The sequence below is a fragment of the Pseudomonas endophytica genome, assembly GCF_001411475.1.
GTDB classification, from domain to species: domain Bacteria; phylum Pseudomonadota; class Gammaproteobacteria; order Pseudomonadales; family Pseudomonadaceae; genus Aquipseudomonas; species Aquipseudomonas endophytica.
The window spans coordinates 1-23812 of sequence record NZ_LLWH01000206.1; the positions used below are offsets into that span (position 1 = coordinate 1).

22 protein-coding genes, 1 pseudogene and 1 riboswitch are annotated in these 23812 nt (G+C 56.7%); of the genes and pseudogenes, 14 read left to right on the forward strand and 9 right to left on the reverse strand.

Features of this window, described 5'->3' with window-relative positions; genetic code table 11:
* Both AQS70_RS18975 and AQS70_RS18980 read left to right on the forward strand, forming a co-directional pair.
* Positions 1-232, forward strand: a pseudogene (locus AQS70_RS18975) (LysR family transcriptional regulator); the annotation flags it as partial.
* A gap of 189 nt (positions 233-421) precedes the next feature.
* Positions 422-1837 (forward strand): MFS transporter, encoded by a 1416-nt coding sequence (locus AQS70_RS18980; RefSeq protein WP_055104285.1) that lies wholly within the window; start codon positions 422-424, stop codon positions 1835-1837.
* On the opposite strand, the gene AQS70_RS18985 is transcribed toward AQS70_RS18980, so the two are convergent.
* The 3 genes from AQS70_RS18985 to AQS70_RS23695 all read right to left on the reverse strand — a co-directional run bounded on the left by AQS70_RS18985 (position 1792) and on the right by AQS70_RS23695 (position 3330).
* Positions 1792-2196 carry a COG3650 family protein gene (locus tag AQS70_RS18985; RefSeq protein ID WP_055104286.1) on the reverse strand — a complete coding sequence of 135 codons (405 nt, stop codon included), beginning with the start codon at positions 2194-2196 and terminating at the stop codon, positions 1792-1794. The two genes, AQS70_RS18980 and AQS70_RS18985, sit on opposite strands and share 46 nt — an antisense overlap.
* A gap of 72 nt (positions 2197-2268) precedes the next feature.
* Complete coding sequence (locus tag AQS70_RS18990; protein WP_055104287.1) at positions 2269-2760, reverse strand: DUF1543 domain-containing protein; 492 nt, start codon at positions 2758-2760, stop codon at positions 2269-2271.
* Between the two features lie 402 nt (positions 2761-3162).
* Positions 3163-3330, reverse strand: coding sequence for a hypothetical protein (locus AQS70_RS23695; RefSeq protein WP_156355229.1), 168 nt, complete (start codon positions 3328-3330; stop codon positions 3163-3165).
* Between the two features lie 253 nt (positions 3331-3583).
* Between AQS70_RS23695 and AQS70_RS18995 the strand changes: the two genes are divergently transcribed.
* Positions 3584-4222: a LysE family translocator gene (locus tag AQS70_RS18995; protein WP_055104288.1), complete on the forward strand. Its 639-nt coding sequence runs from the start codon at positions 3584-3586 to the stop codon at positions 4220-4222.
* 30 nt (positions 4223-4252) lie between these two features.
* Here the strand turns inward: AQS70_RS18995 and glcC are convergent, their stop codons facing one another.
* Entirely contained in the window at positions 4253-5020 is a 768-nt protein-coding gene (gene glcC, locus AQS70_RS19000) for a transcriptional regulator GlcC (RefSeq protein WP_055104289.1), read from the reverse strand.
* A gap of 233 nt (positions 5021-5253) precedes the next feature.
* On the opposite strand from glcC, the gene glcD reads away from it, so the two are divergent.
* From glcD to AQS70_RS19030, 6 genes are all read left to right on the forward strand, one after another.
* Positions 5254-6753 carry a glycolate oxidase subunit GlcD gene (gene glcD / locus AQS70_RS19005; protein ID WP_055104290.1) on the forward strand — a complete coding sequence of 500 codons (1500 nt, stop codon included), beginning with the start codon at positions 5254-5256 and terminating at the stop codon, positions 6751-6753.
* Positions 6753-7817 (forward strand): glycolate oxidase subunit GlcE, encoded by a 1065-nt coding sequence (gene glcE, locus AQS70_RS19010; protein ID WP_055104291.1) that lies wholly within the window; start codon positions 6753-6755, stop codon positions 7815-7817. The genes glcD and glcE overlap by 1 nt, the downstream gene beginning before the upstream one ends.
* Before the next feature lie 3 nt (positions 7818-7820).
* Positions 7821-9038 carry a glycolate oxidase subunit GlcF gene (gene glcF, locus AQS70_RS19015; protein ID WP_055104292.1) on the forward strand — a complete coding sequence of 406 codons (1218 nt, stop codon included), beginning with the start codon at positions 7821-7823 and terminating at the stop codon, positions 9036-9038.
* 113 nt (positions 9039-9151) lie between these two features.
* Positions 9152-9544: a VOC family protein gene (locus tag AQS70_RS19020; RefSeq protein WP_055104293.1), complete on the forward strand. Its 393-nt coding sequence runs from the start codon at positions 9152-9154 to the stop codon at positions 9542-9544.
* A 129-nt stretch (positions 9545-9673) separates the two neighbouring features.
* Complete coding sequence (locus tag AQS70_RS19025) at positions 9674-10231, forward strand: gluconate 2-dehydrogenase subunit 3 family protein (RefSeq protein ID WP_055104294.1); 558 nt, start codon at positions 9674-9676, stop codon at positions 10229-10231.
* Between the two features lie 12 nt (positions 10232-10243).
* Positions 10244-11809, forward strand: coding sequence for a GMC family oxidoreductase (locus tag AQS70_RS19030; RefSeq protein WP_055104295.1), 1566 nt, complete (start codon positions 10244-10246; stop codon positions 11807-11809).
* Between the two features lie 133 nt (positions 11810-11942).
* Here the strand turns inward: AQS70_RS19030 and AQS70_RS19035 are convergent, their stop codons facing one another.
* Entirely contained in the window at positions 11943-13307 is a 1365-nt protein-coding gene (locus AQS70_RS19035) for an amidase (RefSeq protein WP_055104296.1), read from the reverse strand.
* Positions 13308-13320: 13 nt separating this feature from the next.
* A complete protein-coding gene (locus AQS70_RS19040) occupies positions 13321-14649 on the reverse strand; it encodes an MFS transporter (protein WP_055104297.1) in 1329 nt (442 codons plus the stop codon).
* Positions 14650-14859: 210 nt separating this feature from the next.
* Between AQS70_RS19040 and AQS70_RS19045 the strand changes: the two genes are divergently transcribed.
* Positions 14860-15891, forward strand: coding sequence for a LacI family DNA-binding transcriptional regulator (locus tag AQS70_RS19045; RefSeq protein ID WP_055104298.1), 1032 nt, complete (start codon positions 14860-14862; stop codon positions 15889-15891).
* 214 nt (positions 15892-16105) lie between these two features.
* Here AQS70_RS19045 and AQS70_RS19050 read toward each other — a convergent pair whose 3' ends face one another.
* Positions 16106-16903, reverse strand: a complete 798-nt coding sequence (locus AQS70_RS19050) for a helix-turn-helix transcriptional regulator (protein ID WP_055104299.1) — start codon at positions 16901-16903, stop codon at positions 16106-16108.
* Positions 16904-17206: 303 nt separating this feature from the next.
* On the opposite strand from AQS70_RS19050, the gene AQS70_RS19055 reads away from it, so the two are divergent.
* Positions 17207-18502: a flavin-containing monooxygenase gene (locus AQS70_RS19055; protein WP_055104300.1), complete on the forward strand. Its 1296-nt coding sequence runs from the start codon at positions 17207-17209 to the stop codon at positions 18500-18502.
* Between the two features lie 25 nt (positions 18503-18527).
* Positions 18528-18938: a RidA family protein gene (locus AQS70_RS19060; protein WP_016969085.1), complete on the forward strand. Its 411-nt coding sequence runs from the start codon at positions 18528-18530 to the stop codon at positions 18936-18938.
* A gap of 52 nt (positions 18939-18990) precedes the next feature.
* On the opposite strand, the gene AQS70_RS19065 is transcribed toward AQS70_RS19060, so the two are convergent.
* Together AQS70_RS19065 and AQS70_RS19070 are read right to left on the reverse strand one after the other, a co-directional pair.
* Entirely contained in the window at positions 18991-20757 is a 1767-nt protein-coding gene (locus AQS70_RS19065; protein WP_055104301.1) for a DUF1302 domain-containing protein, read from the reverse strand.
* A 198-nt stretch (positions 20758-20955) separates the two neighbouring features.
* Positions 20956-21552, reverse strand: a complete 597-nt coding sequence (locus AQS70_RS19070; protein WP_055104302.1) for a LysE family transporter — start codon at positions 21550-21552, stop codon at positions 20956-20958.
* A gap of 80 nt (positions 21553-21632) precedes the next feature.
* On the opposite strand from AQS70_RS19070, the gene AQS70_RS19075 reads away from it, so the two are divergent.
* Both AQS70_RS19075 and AQS70_RS19080 read left to right on the forward strand, forming a co-directional pair.
* On the forward strand, positions 21633-22598 hold the full coding sequence (locus AQS70_RS19075; protein ID WP_055104303.1) for a 2-hydroxyacid dehydrogenase: 966 nt from the start codon (positions 21633-21635) through the stop codon (positions 22596-22598).
* 31 nt (positions 22599-22629) lie between these two features.
* On the forward strand, positions 22630-23628 hold the full coding sequence (locus tag AQS70_RS19080) for a class I SAM-dependent methyltransferase (RefSeq protein ID WP_055104304.1): 999 nt from the start codon (positions 22630-22632) through the stop codon (positions 23626-23628).
* A 49-nt stretch (positions 23629-23677) separates the two neighbouring features.
* Positions 23678-23799: riboswitch (yybP-ykoY riboswitch) on the forward strand.
* The last annotated feature ends 13 nt before the right edge of the window (positions 23800-23812 follow it).

A 23812-nucleotide genomic window follows, 5' to 3' on the forward strand; every position in this document is an offset into this window, starting at 1 on the left:
GCATGAAACTCGGCTTTGGCAAACCGTCGTGTCGATGGTGGCGTACGAGATGGGGGTTGCGCTGGTCCCTCAAACATTGGCGCTCACTTCTACCGCAGGTGTGCATTACTGCGAAATCAACGGTGACGGTGCGCGCTCCGAGATCCATGCCATTCGTCTTGCCGTAACGCCATCTGCCGCTGCGCACAGCTTTCTGCAACTGTTCAAGGCGCATCAGCCGCCCTCGTCATAAGGTTTTGATCGGCTCAACCATACGAAAACACATATCACACAATAAAATTTAATCATTATTTTTTTAAAGATTGCGCAGATAGGCTCAACCCCATTGGACCGTGAGCCATGTCGCACATAGGTTCAACTTGCCTGCGCGCTCGGACGTTGAGAGCCGCCTTTGAAAAATAATAATGAGCAGGAATCAACTATGAATGCCGCCCAGGAAGTTGCTGCGCATAAACGAGCCCGCAAAGCGGGTGTGGCTTCGTTCATTGGAACAACGATTGAATGGTATGACTTCTATGCCTATGGCATCGCAGCTGCCCTGGTGTTTGGTAAGGTCTTTTTCCCGGCGGATCTAGACCCCGGCACCGCAACGTTACTGTCCTTTCTGACACTGTGGGCCGGGTTCATCGCTCGGCCAATCGGCGGCATCATTTTCGGCCACTTAGGCGACAAAATCGGGCGTAAAACCACGTTGGTTATCACCCTGGTCATGATGGGCGTGGCCACCACCTGTATCGGCCTACTGCCCTCCTACCTGCAAATCGGCGTCTGGGCGCCCATCTCATTAGTGGTGCTGCGCGTCATCCAAGGCATTGCCGTAGGTGGCGAATGGGGCGGCGCGATTTTGATCGCCAGCGAAAACGCTCCCAAAGGTAAAGGCATTATGTACGCGGCTTTTGCCCAGCAAGGCTCCCCGGCTGGCAACTTACTGGCAACGCTGGTGTTCTTTGGCCTAAGCGCTCTGCCGGTTTCAGATTTCATGCTCTGGGGCTGGCGTATCCCGTTTCTGCTCTCTGCGGCACTGGTGATTGTTGGCATGGTGATTCGTCTGAAACTCGAAGAGTCAGACGACATGCAGCGCCTGATGAAGCAGAAGAAAACCGTCAAACTGCCGATTCTCGAGGTCCTGCGCAACCATTGGCAGATCGTCCTGCTGGGCGCGGGCGTATTACCGATCATTCACGTCACCTACTTCAAAAGCACCTTTGCTCTGTCATGGGCAACCAAAGAGTTGGGCTATGCCCAAAGCACCTTTTTGAGCGTGATCATTGCGTCGCTGGTTGTGCAGTTCATTGCCCAACCTTTCGGTGCCTTGCTAGTGTCCAAAATCGACATGCGCAAGGCCGTCGCGCTAATGGTGATCCCGGAACTGATCCTGATGCCCGCGATGTTTTTTGCGGTGGAAACCAAAGTCTATTGGATCGCCGTGGTCGGCATGTGTTTGGCGACCATTCCGCACTCGATGTTTTACGGCGCAGTGGGCGGCATTCTGGCCCGCGCATTCCCGACCAAAGTGCGCTATAGCGGCTTATCCATTTCGTACCAGCTCTGCTCATTGCTGGTGGGCGGCGCGACTCCGGTTCTGGCGCAGGGTCTGCTCAACTCCACAGGCAGCATCGTGGGTGTGGCCATCGCCTCGGGGCTTTATGCGCTGGTATCGCTGGTGTGCATGCTGCTCTTGCTCAAACGTATTGGCCACACAGCCTCAGAGCTGTCGACTGCGGAGCAAGCCGATGCCGACGAACTCGCCAACGACAGCCTGAACCCCCCTGACCAATCGCCATCCACGGGTCAGTCTGCGCGGGCCGCACAGCCTAAATGGGTTTCCCCGGCGTAAGTCCAGCGGGAGGTATGGCTAAACCCCTCTCCCGACATAGTATCGGTGCAGGGTTTTGGCTCGATCACCAAGGTGAACGCCTTGCCTTGGTCAGTGCCGCTGTAGCGCGTGCTTTGGCCCGATATCACTTGATCGGCGTGCAGCGGCTTACCTTGTAAATGGTCGGGAGTAATCAGCGCCAACGTTGCGCCATTAACCTTAATGGTCCAGAACGGCTCATTACCGCGGGCGATAAACTGCTGCGTTGGCGCGGCGGCTTGGGGCTGCGTGCTGGTCGTAGAAAGCGGATGCTGGCTACACGCTGTCGTCGTCAGCACCAGCATGGCGGCGGCGAGCGGGGTCAATACTTCCTTTCTCATAACGTTATTCCTTGATGTGGGCCATTCGACAACATAGCAAACCAACGTGCACCCTGCCCTGTCGGTTTAGCGCTAAATAACCCGGTAGTCATTGTGCTGAATCACCCCAAGATGCTCGCCCTCGACCAAGTGAATGTAACGCCCGCCTACCTGGTCAATCGGTAGGCAATCATCGACATCCAATAACGCGTCAGTGTGAGCTTTTTCCCAGTGCGCCAGCATATGGCGCCTGGCTTTGGCTTTGGCTTGGTTCTTATTCTGAGCCACCACCAGTAGGTAGTGATGCGCCTCACCGAACACCTGCGGTTCATAGCCACCCAAGTTGATGAAATACAAACGTGGCTCTCCTGCAAGGGGCGCCAACGGACTCAACTCAACTTTCCAGTGCTCGACGCCGTCAACGCGCATCCATGCGTCGATGTGCAACCCTACCGGGCTGCCAAACCAATCTTGGCGCAGTTGCGCATAGGTAGCCTCCAAGCTGTCGGCGATGGCAAACACCACGTCATGGACTTCAATTTTGGCTCTGGGATGTTTGCCTCCCAGCATGACAACAAACAGCATTTCACGACTCCAGAGGCGCATGACCAAGCGGCTATGGTACTGGCTTCGCGGTGCTGGCGGCGAGCTTGAAGGTTTGCTCGGTAAAGCGCAGAGCTGGGAGTGGATGGCCTGACGTAGCCTCGCGGTACTCGTCAACGGCTACAAGAGGGTCTGACCCAAGACAATCTAATCTTTGACCGCCCAAGCTTGTTGCAACGGTGCTAGGTCGATCCAAATGTCGAGGTCAAAATCTTTGTCAATAAAGCCTTCTGCCAATACGCGGACGAATTCATTTCACGGCCAAAAGCCGCTCAGATACGAGGGGAAATAGAGAGGGCGACGCTCAGCCTAGGTTCGGCATCAGCCGATCTGGCGCGAGGTCGTTAAGGAAGGTGGTCTAACTGATGAGCAGACAAAGACGGTTTATTTCTTACCCGCCGTTCTGAACAAAGGCAGAGCCAAAAACAACAGCCCACCGCCCAGAAGCGTGGTGCCAAAACTGGCATGCCCTGCAACGACCATCCCCAAACCCGCGACAACCCCTGCAAGGCCAACGATACGAATATTTTTATCCGGTGATTTCAGTTCCATGCTGTCAGTACTCCATTAGCGGTTGCGACAAGACTAGCAAAACATAACGTACTGAGAGCTGGAACTCGAGTTTTAAAGTGAGCCAAACGAGAATCATGCCGATTCAGGATTTCTCTGATAAAGCCAGTTAAGCAAGAGACTTTATAAATTTAGCCGTGAGTGGCCCTTAGCCCTAAAAGATAGCTAGGTCAGAGCAGCCGCACTGTGAGAATCTTGCCAGCCCTGCTGTAAACGTCTTGCGGAGAGTTTCCCGTTGATTTCTATAAATGATTGGCTGAGCTTCACTTTTATCGCCATGCTCGTCACCCTCACGCCAGGGCCTGCGGTCATCATGGCGTTGTCCAACTCTATCAGCCACGGCCCGTGGCGAGCGATGATCGGTTCTCTCGGAAACGCACTCGGGCTATTGATTATTGCCTCCGCAACCAGTGCTGGCCTCGGCGCCCTGCTGATCGCTTCGGCCACGGCGTTCTTGGTGCTGAAGGTTGCAGGCGCCAGTTATTTGATTTACTTGGGTGTAAAACAGTGGCGCAGTCGCAATCACGCCTTTGACAACGTCAAGGCCAGCACCTCGGAAAGCTTGTCAGGCTGGCGCCTGTTCACTAAGGGCTTTTCGGTAGCCATTACCAACCCCAAGGCGATTCTTTTCTTCGCCGCCTTCCTGCCTCAGTTCATCAAGGGCGGTGACTCCAGCATGACCTACTTGGCCGTGCTGATTACGACCTTTGCAGGCTGCGCCATTGCCGCGCATTTGTTTTATGCGCTGCTCGCACAAACACTTAAAGGCTACCTCTCTTCGCCCGCACGGGCTAAAGCCTTGAACCGTTTGTTTGGCGCTTCGTTTATGGGCTTGGGCGTAAGCCTTCTGACTATTCGCGGCAAAGTTGCCTAACCCGCACGCAAACAGGGCTGGAGCTGGTCTTTAGCTCCAGCCCTCAAGCCGCATCGTCGCCCGCACCAGCCGCTGCTCCTCGTTTTCAATCTCCTTAAGGCTTTCGCTGATGCTCTGGATATGAGCAACGGCCGCCTTGCGTGCCTGATCGGGCAAGCGGCCTGTCACGGCGTGATAAAGCCTGGCATGTTGACGGTCGATTTGGCGTTTGTGCGGTTCGCGGTGGTAGAGATTGTTGACCGAAGCAAACACCGTATTCAGTAGCAGATCGGTCAGTGACCGCAGGGTCTGCACTAAGACCGGGTTGTGTGAAGCCTCACAAATGGCTAGGTGAAAAGCATGGTCCAGACGCGCATGCTCGCACGCATCGAGGGGTCGGTTGTGACCCTCCAGCAACGCTTGATAGCTACGGGTGATCAACACGAAATCAGCCTCGGTTCCACGTATGGCGGCCAATCGCGCAGACTCGCCTTCGAGCAAGCTGCGAACTTCGAACAGGTCATAGAGTGTGCGTGGCTGAGAGCTAAACAAGTGCAGCAGCGGTGAGGCATTGGCCCCGCCTGAAAGGTCGGCCACGAAAGAGCCCTTACCCTGCTCGGTGCTGATGATGCCGCGAGCGCGAAGCAGTTTCAGACCTTCTCGAAGGGCGGTACGGGAAACGCCCAGCTTTTCGGTCAGACGCCGTTCTGAGGGCAGCAATTGCCCCGTTTTAAGTACGCCGTCAACAATCAAGCGCTCGATGCGCTCACTCACCACATCGGCAACTTGTGGCTGACGGGCCGACTGAGTTCTTTCCATAAACTCTCCAACAGGTATGACCAGTTTGGCCGGATCACTCTTGACGACGTCCAAACCCACATAACGGCTTGTTTAGTCTGTTGTTTTTATCAATAGCGTTAGAGCTGGGTCGTAGAAACTGGTTCGACCAGTCCAGCAACGTATGGACAGTAAGTCGCCTCGCACCAATGATGCAAGCCAGTACTACCCGCAACGAACCTCTAATAAAAACAAACGAGTGTCGTCCAGCGACTATGAACATCCTCTATGACGAAAGCGTCGACGGGGTTTTGCCCGACGTCGACAAAAGCGCGCTGTTATTGGCCCTGCAAACGCAGTTGCCCGACTTGAAAATCCTGCATGAGCCTGAGGAATTGAAACCCTACGAGTGCGACGGTCTGTCGGCGTACCGCACTACACCTCTGCTGGTGGTCTTGCCAGAGCATCTCGATCAAGTTCAGACCGTGCTCAAGCTTTGCCATGAACGTAAAGTGCCGGTGGTTGCACGCGGCGCGGGCACAGGGCTGTCCGGTGGCGCTTTGCCGCTGGCAAAAGGGTTGCTGTTGGTGATGGCGCGTTTCAACCAGATCCTGCACATTGATCCAGCTGCCCGTACGGCGCGGGTTCAGCCAGGCGTTCGCAACTTGGCGATCTCCCAAGCCGCGGCGCCCTACGGCCTGTATTACGCGCCAGACCCCTCTTCGCAGATCGCCTGTTCGATTGGTGGCAATGTCGCTGAAAACGCCGGGGGCGTGCATTGCCTGAAATACGGGCTGACCGTGCACAACGTGTTGCAGGTCGATGTCCTCACGGTCGAAGGCCAATACCTGACCTTGGGCTCCCAAGCCCTCGACGCGCCGGGGCTGGACTTGTTGGCGCTGTTTACAGGCTCCGAGGGCATGCTGGGGGTGATTACCGAAGTCACGGTCAAGCTGTTGCCCAAGCCGCAAACCGCCAAAGTGCTACTGGCCGCATTTGACTCGGTTGAAAAAGCCGGACGCGCAGTCGGTGACATCATCGCGGCGGGGATTATTCCGGGCGGCTTGGAAATGATGGACAACCTGGCGATCCGAGCCGCCGAGGACTTTATTCACGCCGGTTATCCGATCAAAGCGCAGGCCATTTTGCTCTGCGAGCTCGATGGCGTAGAAGCCGATGTTCACGATGATTGCGAGCGTGTACAGCACGTACTGGCACTGGCCGGGGCAACCGAAGTGCGCCAAGCCCAAGATGAAGCTGAGCGGGTGCGATTCTGGGCCGGACGCAAGAATGCGTTCCCGGCGGTGGGCCGTCTCTCACCGGACTATTACTGCATGGATGGCACTATCCCGCGTCGAGAACTGCCCGGCGTGCTGCGCGCGATTGCGGCACTGTCAGCCGACTACAACTTGCGAGTGGCGAACGTTTTCCATGCCGGTGACGGCAATATGCACCCGCTGATTTTGTTCGATGCCAACCAACCGGGCGAGCTTGAGCGCGCCGAAGCACTGGGCGGTAAGATTCTTGAATTGTGCGTCAACGTCGGCGGCAGCATTACCGGCGAACATGGCGTGGGCCGCGAAAAAATCAACCAAATGTGCGCGCAATTCAACAGCGATGAGTTGACGCTGTTTCATGCAGTCAAAGCCGCGTTCGACCCTAGCGGGCTGCTCAACCCCGGCAAGAACATTCCGACCCTGCACCGCTGCGCCGAATTTGGTGCCATGCATGTTCATAGGGGTCAGTTGCCCTTCCCTGAGCTGGAGCGTTTTTGATGCGCACTGAGTCTGATTTAGATCACAGCGCCGCGCTGGTAGAGCAGGTCAATCAAGCCCTGCGCGACGCTGCACCACTGCGCATTCAAGGCGCCAACAGCAAAGCCTTTCTGGGCCGTCCGACAACCGGGGCTGTGCTCGATACCCGCCGCCATCGAGGTATCGTCAGCTACGACCCGACCGAATTGGTGATTACCGCGCGCTGCGGCACGCCATTGTCCGAACTGAGCACCGCCTTGGACGCGGCACAACAAATGTTGCCATGCGAGCCTCCTTCTTTCGGCGCCGACGCGACGGTGGGCGGGATGGTAGCTAGCGGGTTGTCAGGGCCGCGCCGCCCTTGGGCGGGCTCGGTTCGCGACTACGTGCTGGGCACCCGCGTGATCACCGGCCACGGCAAGCTTTTACGCTTTGGCGGCGAAGTGATGAAAAACGTCGCCGGCTACGACCTATCGCGCTTGATGGCTGCCAGTTATGGCTCGCTGGGGGTGATCACCGAGGTCTCGCTAAAAGTCCTGCCCAAACCGCGTCAAACGTTAAGCATCAGCCTAGAGATTGATGCCGATCGGGCCCTGCAGCGCCTTGCCCTTTGGGGCCAACAGCCACTGCCCATCAGCGCCGCGTGCCATGACGGGCAACGCCTGCACCTGCGGCTTGAGGGTGGAGAAGGCTCGGTAGCTGCCGCCCATGATCGACTGGGAGGCGAGTGGTTGGACCCCGTGTACTGGACCGATCTTAATCAACAGCGCTTAGGTTTCTTTGCTGGAGAACAGCCGCTTTGGCGCCTGTCTTTGCCCAACAACATCGCGCCGCTAGCTCTGCCGGGCCAGCAACTATTGGACTGGGGTGGCGCTCAACGCTGGCTCAAATCCGATGCCGACGCAGCTTATATCCGTCACGTCGTGGCAGCGCTGGGCGGGCACGTGACGTGCTATACCCCCGGCCTGACTGACAGCCCATTTCAACCGTTGCCAGCCGCCCTGCTGCACTACCACCGTAACCTCAAGCAACAACTGGATCCCAAAGGTATTTTTAACCCCGGCCGTCTGTACACGGAGCTTTGAGCTATGCAAACCACGCTGAGCGAGCAGGCCCGCCAACTGCCGCGCGCCGAAGAAGCCGAACGTATTCTGCGCGCCTGTGTGCACTGCGGTTTTTGCAATGCCACCTGCCCGACTTATCAATTGCTGGGCGATGAGTTGGAGGGTCCGCGAGGCCGGATTTACCTGATCAAGCAGGTACTCGAAGGCAACCAGGTGACCCAGAAAACCCAGCAACATTTGGACCGCTGCCTGTCTTGCCGCAATTGCGAAACCACCTGCCCGTCCGGGGTTGATTACCACAACCTGCTCGACATCGGCCGAGCGGTGGTGGATGCGGCAGTGGCACGCCCCCTTGGCCAGCGTTTGGTGCGTGAAGGTTTACGCGCCGTCGTCGCTAAACCCAGCCTGTTTAAAAGCTTGATGAGCAGCGGGCACCTATTTCGCGCCGTATTACCACAGCGCTTGCAGACTAAATTGCCGCACCCCGCTGCGCCCGCCAAAGCCCGCCCGACCCGCCACCATGCCCGTCAGGTACTGATGCTTGAAGGCTGCGTCCAACCTAGCTTGTCGCCCAACACCAATGCGGCCACGGCGCGGGTTCTGGATCGGTTGGGGATCGGCGTGATGCCCAGCCGCGAAGCCGGTTGTTGCGGTGCCGTGGATTATCACCTCGACGCCCAAGCCGCGGGTTTAGACCGCGCCCGCCGCAACATTGACGCGTGGTGGCCGAGCATTGAGCAAGGGGTTGAAGCCATTGTGCAAACCGCCAGTGGCTGCGGTGCCTTTATCAAAGAATACGGGCACTTGCTGAGCACCGACCCAAGCTATGCCGATAAGGCTAAAAAGGTCAGCGCACTGGCCAAGGACTTGGTTGAAGTGTTGCGTGACGAGCCACTGGAAATGCTCGCGATCCACGGCGCACAACGACTGGCCTTCCACTGCCCCTGCACGTTGCAGCACGCGCAAAAACTTGGCGGTGCAGTGGAGTCAGTCCTCGCCCGGCTGGGCTTTAACCTCACGGCCGTGCCTGACGGCCATCTGTGCTGTGGCTCGGCAGGCACGTATTCAATCACCCAACCCGAGCTGTCTCAGCAATTGCGTGATAAGCGCTTAAACGCGCTGGAGAGCGGGCAACCGGATGTCATCATCACTGCCAATGTCGGCTGTCAATCTCACCTTAACGGTGCTGGGCGAACCCCGGTGCGCCATTGGATCGAACTGGTTGAGGCCGCCTTGCCGTAATCTATTAGGTTGAACGTAGTACCCCTCTATTACCCACCCCCCTGCGATTAGTCTCATGATCAATTGGAATGTGCTTATAACAAGAACCGAAAATTCCGAAGCAGGGACTGCCAATGGCAAAGTTTATTCATTCCATGATCCGTGTCGGTGACCTAGAGAAATCCATCGCTTTTTATCAGCAAGCGTTCGGGCTGGTTGAGTCTCATCGACTGGATTTTGATGATTTCTCACTGGTGTACCTGAGAGATATCGAGAGTGGTGCTGAAATAGAGCTCACTTGGAACAAGGGCCAGCTTGAGTACACCCACGGCACGGGCTACGGGCATGCGGCTTTCGTAGTCGATGATCTCGATCAACAGTTCCAGCGTTTGGCTGACTTACAGTGGTCACCCGCCCCTATCAAGGAATTCAAGAGAGACGGTGAGTTGCTCGCACGGTTCTTTTTTATTCAAGACCCTGACGGTTACAAGATCGAAGTGTTGCAACGTGCAGGTCACTATCGCTAATGAGGCTTGTTGCTTGAAACGCGCGTCTGGCGCAACGGATCTTCTGCTGTAAGGCCCCGCCCGCCCGTCCGCGACCGCTGATTTGCCTGTGTCACTGTTACTCCTATAAAAATAACAAGGAGACATTTCATGCAAGAGCTAAAGGTCAATCGTCGCCGTTTTCTGCAAGGAAGTGGCGGCCTGCTGTTAGGCACCCTCATGTTCGGCTCCGGCCCCATCGCGCTGTTAGCGCCTAGCCGCTCTTGGGCCATGGAAATGAACACGCTGCCCAGCGATGTCGCTTCGCAGTTACTGCTCGTGGTGCGCCGTATCTACCCCCATGACCGTATGGAAGACGCCGTTTACGCCTTTAGCGTAAAAGCGTTGGATGAGCGCGCGTCAGCCGCCCCCTCAGTGTTACCTCAACTTGAAAAAGGCTTGGCTGAGCTGGACGCAATGGCGGGCGGCAAATGGTCGAGCCTTGATGAAAACCAGCAAGTGGCCCTGCTCGAAAAAATCCAGCACAGCGACTTTTTCAAGCAGGTACGTGGCACTGCGGTCAATTCGCTGTACAGCAATGAACTGGCCTATGAACACTTCGGCTACGAGGGCGCCTCTTTCCCCAAAGGCGGTTATTTGATGCGCGGTTTCAATGACCTTGAGTGGCTGCCCGCCGCCCCCGCCGATGCCAGCCCCAGTGCGTTTTGAGGAGCAGAGAACATGACGACTTACAGTTTTGACGACGATTCGGTTGTAATCATCATTGGCTCCGGCGCAGGAGGCGGCACGCTGGCTAACGAGTTGTGCCAAAAAGGCATTCCAGTGGTGCTGCTGGAGGCTGGAGAGCGGCAATCACCGGCTACGTTTATCAACGATGAGTGGCCTTCATTTGCGCAGTTGTCTTGGGGCGATACCCGTACCACGTCAGGCACTTGGCAGATTGCCAAAGACTTTCCCAATTTGCCCGCTTGGATCTGCAAAACCGTGGGCGGAACAACGACTCACTGGGCGGGGGCCAGTATTCGCCTTCAAGACCACGAGTTTCGCGCGCGCCAAATGTACGGCGAGGTCAAGGGCGCCAATCTACTGGACTGGCCTTTGACCCTGGCCGAGCTGGAGCCCTATTACGCGCTTGCCGAAAACAAAATGGGTGTCACCCGGACCAACGATATTCCGGGGTTGGCGGGTAACAACAACTTTCAGGTGATGTACAACGGCGCCAAAAAGCTCGGTTACAAAGAGTGCTCGACCGGGCACATGGCGATCAATAGCCGTGGCCGTGATGGGCGTGCGCAATGCATGCAGCTCGGGTTCTGTTTTCAGGGCTGCAAGATGGGCGCAAAGTGGTCGACGCTGTATACCGAGATCCCCGCTGCCGAAGCCACCGGCAAGCTGGATTTGCGCACGCAGGCCCATGCAGTGCGCATCGAACATGACGCCAAAGGCCGCGCCAATGCGGTGGTCTATGCCGATGCCAAGGGCCAGTTGCATCGACAACAAGGCCGTATCGTTGCGATTGCTGGCAATGCGATTGAAACCCCACGGTTACTGCTCAACTCTTCCAGTTCGATGTTTCCACACGGCTTGGGCAATGGCGCGGGGATGGTTGGTAAGCACTACATGCGCCACACCACCGGCTCGGTTTTCGCAGAGTTCAACGACCCGGTGCACTTCTACCGTGGAACCATCATGGCGGGGCTTATCAGCGACGAGTCGCGATTGGACCCTGATCGCGGTTTTGTCGGCGGCTATGAGATGGAAACGATCTCCCTCGGACCTTCATTCATGGCGGCTTTTTTCAACCCCGGTGCGTGGGGTCGGGACTTTACCCGGGTGATGGACAATTACACGCACTTAGCCGGCATGTGGCTGGTGGGTGAAGACATGCCCCGCGAGACCAACCGCATCACCTTAAGTGACACCAAAGATCATTTGGGTATCCCTGTGGCCAACGTGCATTACGACGATCACCCCAACGACCTGGCCATGCGCGAGCATGCTTTTAAACAAGGCAGCGCGGTATACGAGGCCGTGGGCGCGCTGAAAACGCACCGCGTGCCGCCCTACCCGTCAACCCACAACTTGGGCACCTGCCGCATGAGCCTTAAAGAGGCGGATGGCGTGTGCAACAAGCACGGTCAAAGCCATGAGGTGCCCAATTTGTTTATCTCGGATGGAAGTCAGTTCACCACCAGCGCGGCTGAAAACCCAACGTTGACGATTGTCAGCCTGGCGATTAGGCAAGCGGATTTTATTGAGCAAGCGCTTAAGACCAAGGCAGCTTAATAGCGATCTGAAGTTTCCCTTTCACTGAGAAATGCTGTGGTCGCCAGCTCCTACAACCCCTGAAAAAACCGAGCTGCTGTAGGCTGCGATCTTGTGATCTTCAAATGCAAAAGATCGCAGCCTTCGGCAGCTCCTACAGTGGAAGGTGGCTATACAAGTCGCCCATGACCTGCAATAGACGATCATCCCTACCTGCGGCAGCAATCACTTGTAACCCTACTGGTAGACCCTTCACCTGCCCCACCGGCAAGCTGATTGCCGGCAGGCCGGTCAGGTTCCAGGCACTGGTGTAGCTCAGCACAGCGGCGCGTACGTCGATGTTCTGCTCGCCCACCCGAACCTCGCGTGCATCAACCACAGGCGCGGTGATCGGTACGGTCGGCGACACCAGAAAATCATAGCGCTCGAACAACTGCGCCATGTGCGCGTGGTACTGCTGCTGAGCGGCCTGGGCACGAATGTATTGCCAACCCCGTACCTCTTGCGACAATTCGAGGCGCTCGCGAACCTCAGCCTCAAACAATTGCGCAGCCTGCTGCATTCGCTCGGCATGCACATCGTACGCTTCGGCACGTTGCAGCATCAGTAAGGTGTCTTTCATCCCAGCGGCTTGAGAGGCCAAGTCTTCAACCTCTTGCAAAGCATTGCCAAACAGCTGTTGCGCGGCCTGGTAAAACTGTTGCTCCACCTGTGCATCAACCGGGCCGAAACTGCCAGAGGTGATCCAACCTACCCGCAGCGGTCGAGGCTCAGGGGCCGCAGGCGCGCAAACCCGACCCGACAACACTTCAAACAGAAGCCGCGCTCCCTCAATACAATTAGCAATAGGCCCAACATGGTCAAGGCTGGACGACAACGGGAACACGCCATCCAGTGGCACGCTGCCATAAGAGGGCTTAAAACCGACAGCTCCGCACAGCCCCGATGGAATTCGGATCGAGCCGCCAGTGTCGGTGCCCAACGCCAGTGGCACGATACCGCTGGCCACCGCCGCGGCGCTGCCCGCGCTGGAGCCGCCGGTCATGCAACGCGCGTCCCACGGGTTGCGTGCCGCGCCCTGCAATGAACGATCGCCAGTCGGGCCGTAGGCGAATTCATGAGTCAAGGTTTTGCCGACGATTATTGCGCCCGCTAAGCGCACACGCTGCACGCACAGGGCGTCGCGCTCTGGTTTAAACCCCTCAAAATGGGCCGAGCCATAGGTCGTGATGTAGTCGAATGTGTCGATGTTGTCTTTGACCGCCACGGGTATGCCGTGCAGCGGCCCCAAGTCTTGGCCTTGGGCCAACAATTCATCGGCCTTACAGGCTTGGGCCAGGGCAATGGGCGCATCGACTTGAACGAAAGCGTTCAGCGTCGGGTTTAGGCGCTCAATGCTGTCGAGTGCAGCTTGGGTCAGTTCGACACTGGTCACACTGCCTTCGCGAAGGCTTGCGGCCAGCGCGACGACCGATTTACCCAAGAAATAGCCCGAGTGGGTAGGTTTCATCTGGTTCATACAAACAGCTCCATCAGGCGGCAGCGGGCAAAGGAGAAGCAGTCGGACGACCGCCGGGACGCACCATCAACATAGCGCTCATGCCCAAGGCGGTGGCGACTGCGGCAGCCACGAACATCGACGAGTAGCCGTAGCGAATGGTCAGGTAGCCGGTCAGCATCGGCGCAATAAACGAAGCGGTGTTGGCAATAAAGTGCGTCATGCCGCTGTAAGCACCTACGCGGTTAGACGGTGCAGTGTCGATGACCACGGCCCAATACACCGAGTTAGGCAGCGCGTTGAGAGCGTTGGCTAAGGTCATTAGGGCAATCACGCCCCACACGGTTTGAGCTTGGGAAACCATAATGAAGCACAGTGTGGTCAACAGCAGGCAGGTCGCGGCTAACCAACTGCGAGCGACTTTCAGGTTGCCGGTACGACGCAGCAACCAATCGGAGATTTTGCCACCCAGCAGCACAGTGAAGCAGGCGCCTGTCCAAGGGATCATGCCCATGTACCACAGCGACGACAGGTTGTAATGAAACTCGTCCTGCAAGTATTTCGGGGTCCAAGTCAGCAATAGGAACGTCACGTATACAAACGAGAAATAGCCAATTGCGTTGAACAGCAGGTCTTTGTTCTTGAAAAAGTGCCAGATCGGCGCAGCGCTAGAGGTTGGGGTCGAAGCATTGGCAGCCTCGGCGCGCTCTTTGCGCAGGAACTCCAGTTCGGCCTTGGACACCCGCGGGTTTTCATCGGGCGTATTGGTGAAACGCGTCATGAAGAAAATCAACAGCGCCAAACTGACCACGCCCAAAATCACAAACATGCTGCGCCAGTCACCGGTCAGGGTTTGCAGCCCTACCGCCACCGGAGCGGTGAGCAGTGCGCCCAACGGCGTGCTGAGCAAGCCGACCGACACCACAAAACCACGCTCTTTAGGGGTTGCCCAGTTCGCCACGCTTTTGTTGATGACCGAGTAGGCTGGGCCTTCGGCAAAACCGAACATCACGCGGATGGTGGCAAAACCGGCCATGGCCGAACCGCCGAGAAATGCCAATCCGAAATCGCCCGCAAACGCTGTAGCAATCTCAAACAGTGACCAGGTTCCGCCTGCGATCAACCACACGCGTTTAGCGCCAAAGCGGTCAGCCAAAATACCGCCCACCAACGCCCCCAGAATGTAGCCGTAACCGAAGTAGCCCAAGACCTTACCCCAGTCGGCCTTATCAAAACCGTACTCGGGAAGAATGCTCGCTGAGGCATAAGCAATCGCGCCTCGGTCGATGTAATTGAGCAACGCCATGAGCATGATCAAAAAGAAAATCTGATAGCGGAATGCGGGGATAGCGGGATTGTTCATAGGGATCTGACTCTTCAAATAATGGCAGAAGTCAAAAAGTCGGCCGCGTCCGGCGTATTTTTATTGTGTGACCCAAACGTTTGGGTTGGCGAAATGTAGTGCGGAAAAAAATTCTAGTCAAACGTTTGGGTAAAATTTTTATCCGAGATAAAACAGCTCATTCGGGTAGAATTCGCGCGCTCATTACAGACAGTAGGAAACCCCTCAAACATGCCCAATCCATCTCGCCCCGCCACCCTGAAGTCCATGGCGACAGCACTTGGCGTGCATGTATCCACCGTCTCCCGGGTACTCAACGGCGACCCGGCCGGGGTTGAGCGAGCGGCATCGCCGGAGGTCGTGGAACGAATTCGTGCCTTGGCCAAAGAGCTGGATTATCGACCGAACACGCAGGCATCTAACCTTAAACTGCGCAAAAGTCAGGAGATCTGTGTGCTGATGCCGCGCATCACCGACTTAGTGATGGCGACCATTTACGACGGTATTGACAGCACCGCCGAACAGGCTGGCTATCTCACTTTTGTGTCCAACACCGACGACCAGCAACCGCGCCAGATGCAACGTGCCGAACACGCCTTACGTCGCTCGGTAGCCGGGTTGATCGTCGGCGACTCCCACGTGGGTGATACCCAACCTCTGCTCGATTTGTTAACCCGCAAACACATCCCCTACGTACTGGTCAGTCGCCAAATTGCCGGGCACGTTGCGGCGTGCAGTAATGACGAGTTGGGCGGCTGGTTGGCGGCTCAACACCTTTACCAACTTGGCTGTCGAGACGTTGCGATTTTGGCAGGCGAGCGGCACGCCTCGACCGGTGCTGATCGCACACGCGGCTTTACACGCTACTACCGTGAACAAGGCATCACCCTACGCCAGGAATGGACCGTTAACGGCCCATTTGACAGCCTGACCGGTCACCAACAAGGTGAATATCTGCTGGGTCTGACCCCACGTCCGCAAGCGTTTTTCGCCGTTAACGACTTCCTAGCCATCGGCCTGATGGGCGCCGCACGCGACAAAGGGCTCATGCCGGGCAAAGACATTGCAGTGGTCGGCTTCAACGACATACCCCTGGCCCACGAACTGATAGTGCCGTTGACCAGCGTGCGCTTACCGCTGACAGAAATGGGCCAACATGCGGTTGAGTTACTGCTCAAACGCATCAAAGGCGAGCCAGTGGCGTCGATTATATTGACTCCGCAGTTGCAGGTGCGAGCGAGTTCCTCAGTGTTGCCCTCGTAAACTTCACAACCGGATAAGCGCTGTGGTCGCTAAAGAGCGGTTGCGAAGCGACCGTAAAACCTAGCGGCTCACTTCGACAGATGCACCGCAGTGTGCGGATTTGCGGCGGCAGTAAACTACGCGAACCGGTATTAAGCCTAAGCAAGATAAAACATTGCTAGACATGCTCGCCCCCTACAGGTTGGTGTGAGTTGGTAATACCCGCGGTTCAAGGTCAGCGATTTTTGCTCATGTAATTTTCCAGAGGGTCTTTGCTGAGTACGCCCTGGGCTTCGGCTAAGGAATCAATAAACAATGAAAACAGTTCTGACTGCGTGCCGATATCGAGCTTGCTGTAAATATGTTTGCGGTGAGATTTGATGGTGTCTTCTGAGACGCTAAGGCGTTCGGCCAGGGAGCGCGTGGAGTGGCCCCTTAGAATTAACTGGGCAATTCGACACTCGCGCTCAGTCAAGATTGAGGAGCCAAAGTTATTGAGCGCCGCATGGATGCGTTGCTCCAGTTGGTTTTCGAAGCGCACGCCACGGGCATCCAGACCAGCAAAATGCTTGCCCATCACCGCCAGCACCCAAGGCGTTATGCACTTAAATTGCTGGGTGGTGGTGACGCTTAATTTTTGAGTAAACGCCAGTGAAACCGAAAGGCTCAGGCCGTTATACGACTGCCAGATGTAGTTAAGCTCGTCTTCAAGGTGGGAATGCCGGTAAAACGATTGGTAGTACTCACTGCGTTTAAAGTGATCGGGGGCCACATCGGCGAGGTCGTAACACCCCGAGCTGACGCCCTCAACGCAGGCCCCGTAAAACGGGTCAAGCACGTAATAACCGGACAAATACTGGCGCACATTACCCTGTGGTAACCAAGGGCCATCCATCTCGAACAATGCGCTGGGCATGCCGTTGTGTGGGTACTGGTACAAGGTTTTGGCTTGGATGGGCCAGATATGCCCCAACGCCTCGAACAATGTCGCAACGAACCCCGCCTGCCCGATGTTTTCGGTGACCAGAGCCATCTGTTCAAACCATTGCGTAGAAGAAAGCCGGTTATTTTCCACTTCTTTGACTCGCCGCAAGAACAAGTGATTGCCATGCCGTTTGCAACAAGCATTAGCGTGATAGTCCCACACCTTAAAAACCTTCTGAATCACCCTTTAGGGTGACGTGGTCATCCGCTGGCTGGCGTAGTTGGGTAGGTATCTGTATCTGATATTTATGCTCACATACCAGCTTAATAATATTTTATTAAAAATGGCCTGCCCCCTAGCCTTGACGTCATGCACGACCTGAATCCAACGGCCTGACGCAAGGACAGACACATGACTGACGCGATAACAACAATAGACACCTTGGTAGTGGGGGCTGGCCAAGCAGGTGTGGCCATGAGTGAACACTTGAGCAAGCAAGGCGTGCCTCACTTGGTGTTGGAACGCAGTCGTATTGCTGAACGCTGGCGCACCGGGCGTTGGGATTCGCTGGTAGCCAATGGCCCGGCCTGGCATGACCGGTTCCCAGGCTTGGCCTTCGATGACGTCCACGCCGATGGCTTCGCGCCTAAAGAGCGCGTGGCAGATTACTTTGAAGCTTACGCACGCAAATTCAATGCACCGATCCGCACCGGCGTCGATGTGCTCTCGGTGGTTCGCAATGTCGGCCGCCCTGGCTTTACCGTTACGACCAGCGAAGGCGTGATCGAAGCCCAGCGCGTGGTCGCGGCCACTGGCCCTTTTCAAAAGCCGGTAATCCCAACAATTGCGCCACAAGACAGCGCACTGCATCAGATCCACTCCGCCGACTACCGCAACCCAGCTCAACTGCCCGCTGGGGCCGTGCTAGTGGTGGGCGCAGGGTCGTCTGGGGTGCAGATCGCCGATGAGCTGCAACGCTCCGGGCGCCAAGTGTATTTGTCCGTCGGGGCGCACGACCGCCCTCCTCGCGCCTACCGCAACCGTGATTTCTGCTGGTGGCTTGGGGTGTTGGGCGAGTGGGATCAAGCGGCGATGAAACCCGGTCGCGAGCACGTGACGATTGCGGTCAGCGGTGCTCACGGTGGCAAGACGATCGACTTCCGCGAGCTAGCTCAGCAAGGCATGGTGTTGGTCGGCCTGACCCAAGCCTTTAAGGATGGGGTGGTCAGCTTCCAGCCCAACCTGCTGGACAACCTCAAGCGCGGCGATGAGAACTACTTGGCGCTGTTGGACGCTGCGGATGCTTACATCGAGCGCAATGGTTTGGACTTGCCGGTAGAGCCTGAAGCGCGCCGCGTATTCCCGGACGCCGAATGCGTGAAAAATCCGATTCTTGAGCTGGATCTTGCCAACGCCGGTATCACGTCGATTATCTGGGCCACCGGGTTTGCCGTGGACTACAGCTGGTTGCAAGTCGAGGCTTTTGACGCCGCGGGCAAGCCCCAGCATCAGCGCGGTGTGGCCAGTGAGTCGGGCATCTACTTCCTCGGTTTGCCGTGGCAGTCACGCCGTGGCTCGTCGTTTATTTGGGGCGTTTGGCACGATGCTAAATACGTGGCCGACCACATCGCTATCCAGCGTCAATACCTTGAGTACCGCGAACCCGCGCAGGTAGCGGTTACTCGCACCTCACCTGTCAGCGCCTGATCACCTTATTGTCGGAGTTTTTTTGATGCCTACTCACACCCGTATTCGTATGTTCAACACCAAAGAAACCTACCCCAACCAAAGCCTGGACAACGACCTGTGCCAAGCCGTACGCGCCGGTAATACCGTGTACGTGCGCGGCCAAGTGGGCACAGATTTCGAAGGCAACCTGATCGGCCTTGGCGACCCTCGCGCTCAAGCCGAGCAGGCCATGAAGAACGTCAAGCAACTGCTGGAAGAAGCAGGCAGCGACCTCAGCCATATCGTCAAGACCACCACCTACCTGATCGACCCGCGCTATCGCGAGCCGGTGTACCAAGAAGTCGGCAAGTGGCTGAAGGGCGTGTTCCCGATTTCTACCGGGTTGGTGGTGTCGGCGCTGGGGCAGCCACAGTGGCTGATGGAAATTGACGTGATCGCGGTTATTCCAGAGTAAGGAGGCACACAATCAGGGCCCGGTGTATTTGGCCCCTAACGTGGGACAACACTCAAAACTTCAGCCCTACACTCAGCGTCACGAAATCGCGGTCGCTGAGTGTGCTGTAACGACCACCGAAAAAGTTGGTGTATGAGAGGCTGCTTAAGTAAGTGTTTTCGTATTCGGCATCAATACCCAAACTGATGGCTTTACGCCCTTCGTCGAAAGTATTGTCCGGACCTGGCGAGTAGCCACTGACGTCATGTGACCAAGCAAGGTTGGGCTTCAGATCGAGGCTAGGCAACACTTTGTTGTAATCCCAGACCGCACGCGCACGATAGCCCCAAGCATTAGCGGTAGTGAAACCGCCATTACCCTCAGAACCAAACACTGGGTCGCGCCCGTATCGCGCCTCGGAGTGGCCTTCCAGCCCGCTCACGTGGATCACCCCAACTTCACCACTCAGAGTTAGCCGATCAGCACCCATGGCATTGTCGAAAAAATGCCTCAGCGATGTCTTAAACTGGGTGATTTCTTTGCGGCGATAGCCTTGCGAGTCGGCTCCCGGCGTCACGCTGAGGGGTGACGCCTCGGCCAGACCTGGCAGCAGTGTGAGATTGGCATACAGCAAGTCATTGCTGTTGAGTTGCACCGGAGCATTGGGCCGGTAGCTCAACTCACCTTTCCAGACAGTGCCAGTGGATAACGTGGTGTTGAAGCTCACCCCGTACAGCCGGATGTCTTCTGGGTACTCGATGTAATAACTTGAATTACCCGCCACAACCAGCGGTGCTAGGTTGCTCGTGCCAGAAGCAGCGTTGTACACCGACTGCGGCGCCGCACGACCGCTGATGAGCGGATCACGGCTGTGGTAGTTCATAAAGAACGCGCCGAAATCGGTGTCTAGCGGCTCATACATATAGTGCAGGGCCAGACCAAACTGCCCACTGTTACGCGCATCGCGATCAGATCCACGGCGCATCAGGACACCTTCGCCGTTAACCTCGACACCCGCCGAGGTCAACGCAGAAAGGTCTGCGACATCCAGCACTGAGCGTTTGCTCATCACCCGGTAATTACCGCTGCAACCGTCGGCAATCACGTCAGATTGCGAGAAGAACGTCCCGCAGTTATCGGCTTCTGACTGCTCCCAGTCGAGCTGGTAAAAAGCTTGGGCCGATAAATTGTCGGTCAGGTTTTGCGACACGTAGAACAGATTGACGGGGACCAAGCCGTCTTTAAATTCAGTGCCGGGGCGTCGATAGGCTGAAACGTCTGTGGGGTTAATTGCATTGATCCCACCGCCGATGAACTCGCCCTCCCCCCAACTGACCACTTGTTTGCCCACACGCACCGCCCCCGGCTGCTCGCCAATTGCGTAGTTGTGGTACACGTACGCGTCCAGCAGTTGCGTACCGGCAGACTGGGCAGACGCCTTACGACCGCTGTTGCTGATGGGTTTGAACGGTCGGCTGTCGTCTTGCAGTTCGAAGTCGTACCAATACTTGCCGCGCACATAGAGGCCGCTGTCGCCGTACTTCAGCTCCAGGCCATGAATGCCGGTAAAGATTTTTGAAAAGGTTTCGCCGCGTTTGAAATTCAAGCGGCCATCGTCGGAAATTTCAGACTGACCTTTGCCGCCATTATTGGCGCCAATCAGCTTGCGATCCGCCTTGGCGGTGGACCAACTGGCGCCGATAGCCAACTCAGAGTCCAACTGGCCTTCTATGGCGCCCACATTAAAGCTCACGCCCCAAGCGGGCCCGGCAAGCACCGAAGCGAGGCTGACTGCCAAAGGCAGTTTGGCTCGACACCAGAACCGGCTGACTGAGGGCATTGATACTTCTCCGTGCGCACGCTGCGATAAGCCCGCAAGGATGAAGGAAAACCAGAATTTGACAAGATCACTTGTCGACCAATCCTGTAGGAGATTCCCTGTCGTCCAGACGCCGCGTTGTCGCACACGGTGTTTGGGTGCATATCATTTTTGTAGGAGCTGGCGCAGCCTGCGATCTTTTGATCTTCAACCGCAACATCAAAAAATCGCAAGCAATTGAGCGGTGCGATCAAACCAATGGCCCATGCGGGCAAATCCGGTGCGTACGCGCTGATGGCTGAACAGCATAGCCACCATGCAGAACCACAGGCCGGTGGCGAAGGCAAGGTACACGCCATAACCCGCTTGAATCGTCAGCGGAGTGTGCGGGTTGATCACAACGGTGAACAGCGACAGAAAAAACAAGGTCGCCTTGGGGTTAAGCCCGTTGGTGACAAAACCCGAAGTAAAAGCACCACGCGCGGTACGCTCCCCCACCGGCAGCGCCGCCGAGAGTGCGGTAGGGTCTGCTGGTTTAGCCCGCAGAGCCTTAATACCGATGTACAGCAAGTACGCCGCCGCCAGCCATTTGAGCGCGTTAAACAGCACGATCGACTGCGACACAATGATCCCAATGCCTAGCAACGAATAACCCACATGGACAAAAATCGCCGTGCCCACGCCAAACGCGGTAAAAATGCCCGCACGCCGACCATGGGTTACGCTTTCACGCACCACCACAGCAAAGTCAGGCCCTGGGCTGGCCACCGCTAACAAGTGAATCAAGGCCACGGTCAAGAATTCTGTCCAGTACATGCACCACTCCATTACAAATTGTTTCTTCTGTTAGGCTCGCCACATTACGCCTTCACTCGACAGCACAAAAGGTACAGTTGATGACGAATACTCACCGCGCAGTCTTCCTTGATCACCCAACGCTGGACTTGGGCGATCTTGATCTAAGCCCCCTGAGCAATACGTTCAGTGAGTTGCAGCTGTACGCCGATACCACCCCAGACAACATCATCGAGCGCTTACGCGGCGTCAGTGTCGTCATCAGCAATAAAATCCTGCTCAATGCCGCTACGCTCGCCGCCTGCCCCGACCTAAAACTGATTCTGATCGCCGCTACTGGCACCAATAACGTGGATCTAGAAGCCGCCCGCGCTCAAGGCATCACCGTGGCCAACTGCCAGGGTTACGGCACACCATCCGTGGCACAACACACCATTGCCCTGTTGTTGGCGCTGGCCACACGGCTGGTTGATTACCAAAAAGCGGTGGCAGACGGTCAATGGCAACACGCCAAACAGTTCTGCTTATTGGACTTCCCGATTGTCGAGCTGGAAGGCAAAACCCTTGGTCTGTTTGGCCACGGGGAATTGGGCAGCGCGGTGGCTAAACTGGCCGAAGCCTTTGGCATGAAAGTCTTAATCGGGCAGATCCCTGGCCGCCCAGCCCGCGCCGATCGTCTTACGGTCGATGAGCTACTGCCACAGGTCGACGCACTGACTTTTCACTGCCCACTGAACGAAAACACACGTAACTTTATTGGAGCTCGCGAATTGGCGTTGCTCAAGCCCGGTGCATTCGTAGTGAATACCGCTCGCGGCGGCATGATTGACGAACAGGCACTGGCGGATGCCCTGCGCAGCGGCCATTTGGGTGGCGCAGCCACTGACGTGCTGAGTGTTGAGCCGCCACGCGACGGCAACCCGCTGCTGGCCAACGACATTCCTCGCCTGATCATTACCCCGCACAGCGCTTGGGGCAGCCGCGAAGCACGCCAGCGAATCGTTGGCCAACTCACAAAAAATGCCGAAGCCTTCTTCAACGGTACAGCGCTGCGTGTCGTCAGTTGATAAACTGCGCCCCTTTTTTGAGGAGCAGATTATGGAGCCGCGCAGTGAAGTACTGCTTCGTCAGCCTGACTACTTTCAAGGCTCGCTGCTGTTAGTCGGCTTACCCGCCGATCAATTGCTCAGCGAGTTGCCAAATGCCCACGGCTGGTGCTGGCACGCCGGCGATCAGGCCGCACTCGACGCCCGCTTTGCCGGACGTGTGCATTTTGGTGTAGAAGCCCCAGACCGGGCCTTCGACACCGCCGTGGTGTTTCTGCCTAAATCCAAAGAACTCAGCGACTACGTACTCAACGCCGTGGCCGCTCGTCTGCCCGGCGCAGACGTGTTTCTGGTGGGTGAGAAAAAAGGCGGCATCGAAGGCGCATCCAAACAGCTCATCCCATTCGGTAAGCCGCGCAAGCTAGACAGCGCGCGGCACTGCCAGCTATGGCAAGTCACCGTTGATAACGCGCCCCCAGCGCCGGTGCTGGAACAACTGGCACAGCGCTACCAACTGGACCTGCCCGAAGGCCCATTGAACGTCGTAAGCCTACCGGGCGTTTTCAGCCATGGTCGTCTGGATCGTGGTAGCGCTTTGTTGCTTGAGCATCTGGACAAACTGCCTAGCGGCCACCTGCTGGATTTCGGTTGTGGCGCAGGCGTACTTGGCGCCGCGGTCAAACGCCGTTACCCGCATAACAGCGTCACGCTGCTGGATGTCGATGCCTTTGCCACCGCCAGTAGCCGCCTAACATTGGCTGCCAATGGTCTGGAGGCCGAGGTGATTACCGGTGACGGAATCGACGCCGCGCCAATGGGTTTGAACAGCATTTTGAGCAATCCTCCGTTCCACGTTGGCGTGCATACCGATTACCACGCCACTGAGAACTTGCTGAAAAAAGCAGTTAAACATCTGAAAACAGGCGGCGAACTTCGTCTTGTGGCCAATAGCTTTCTGCGCTATCAACCGCTGATCGAAGAGCAATTTGGGCATTGCACGGTCAAGGCTGAAGGTCAGGGTTTTCGGATCTACAGCGCCAAGCGTCGTTGAGACAATTTGAAAAACAGGGCTTGCCGGATCGGATTTGTCGAGGCAGAATCCGCTCCGTCCTAGGGGAGTAGTCTCCCACGAGCAACAAGCTCGTCCGGCATGCGTCAACATACTTGGTCAACAGACCATGGCGCATGCGACCCAGGTGTCCGCACAGACGGACCGGGGTTTGACAAGACCTATG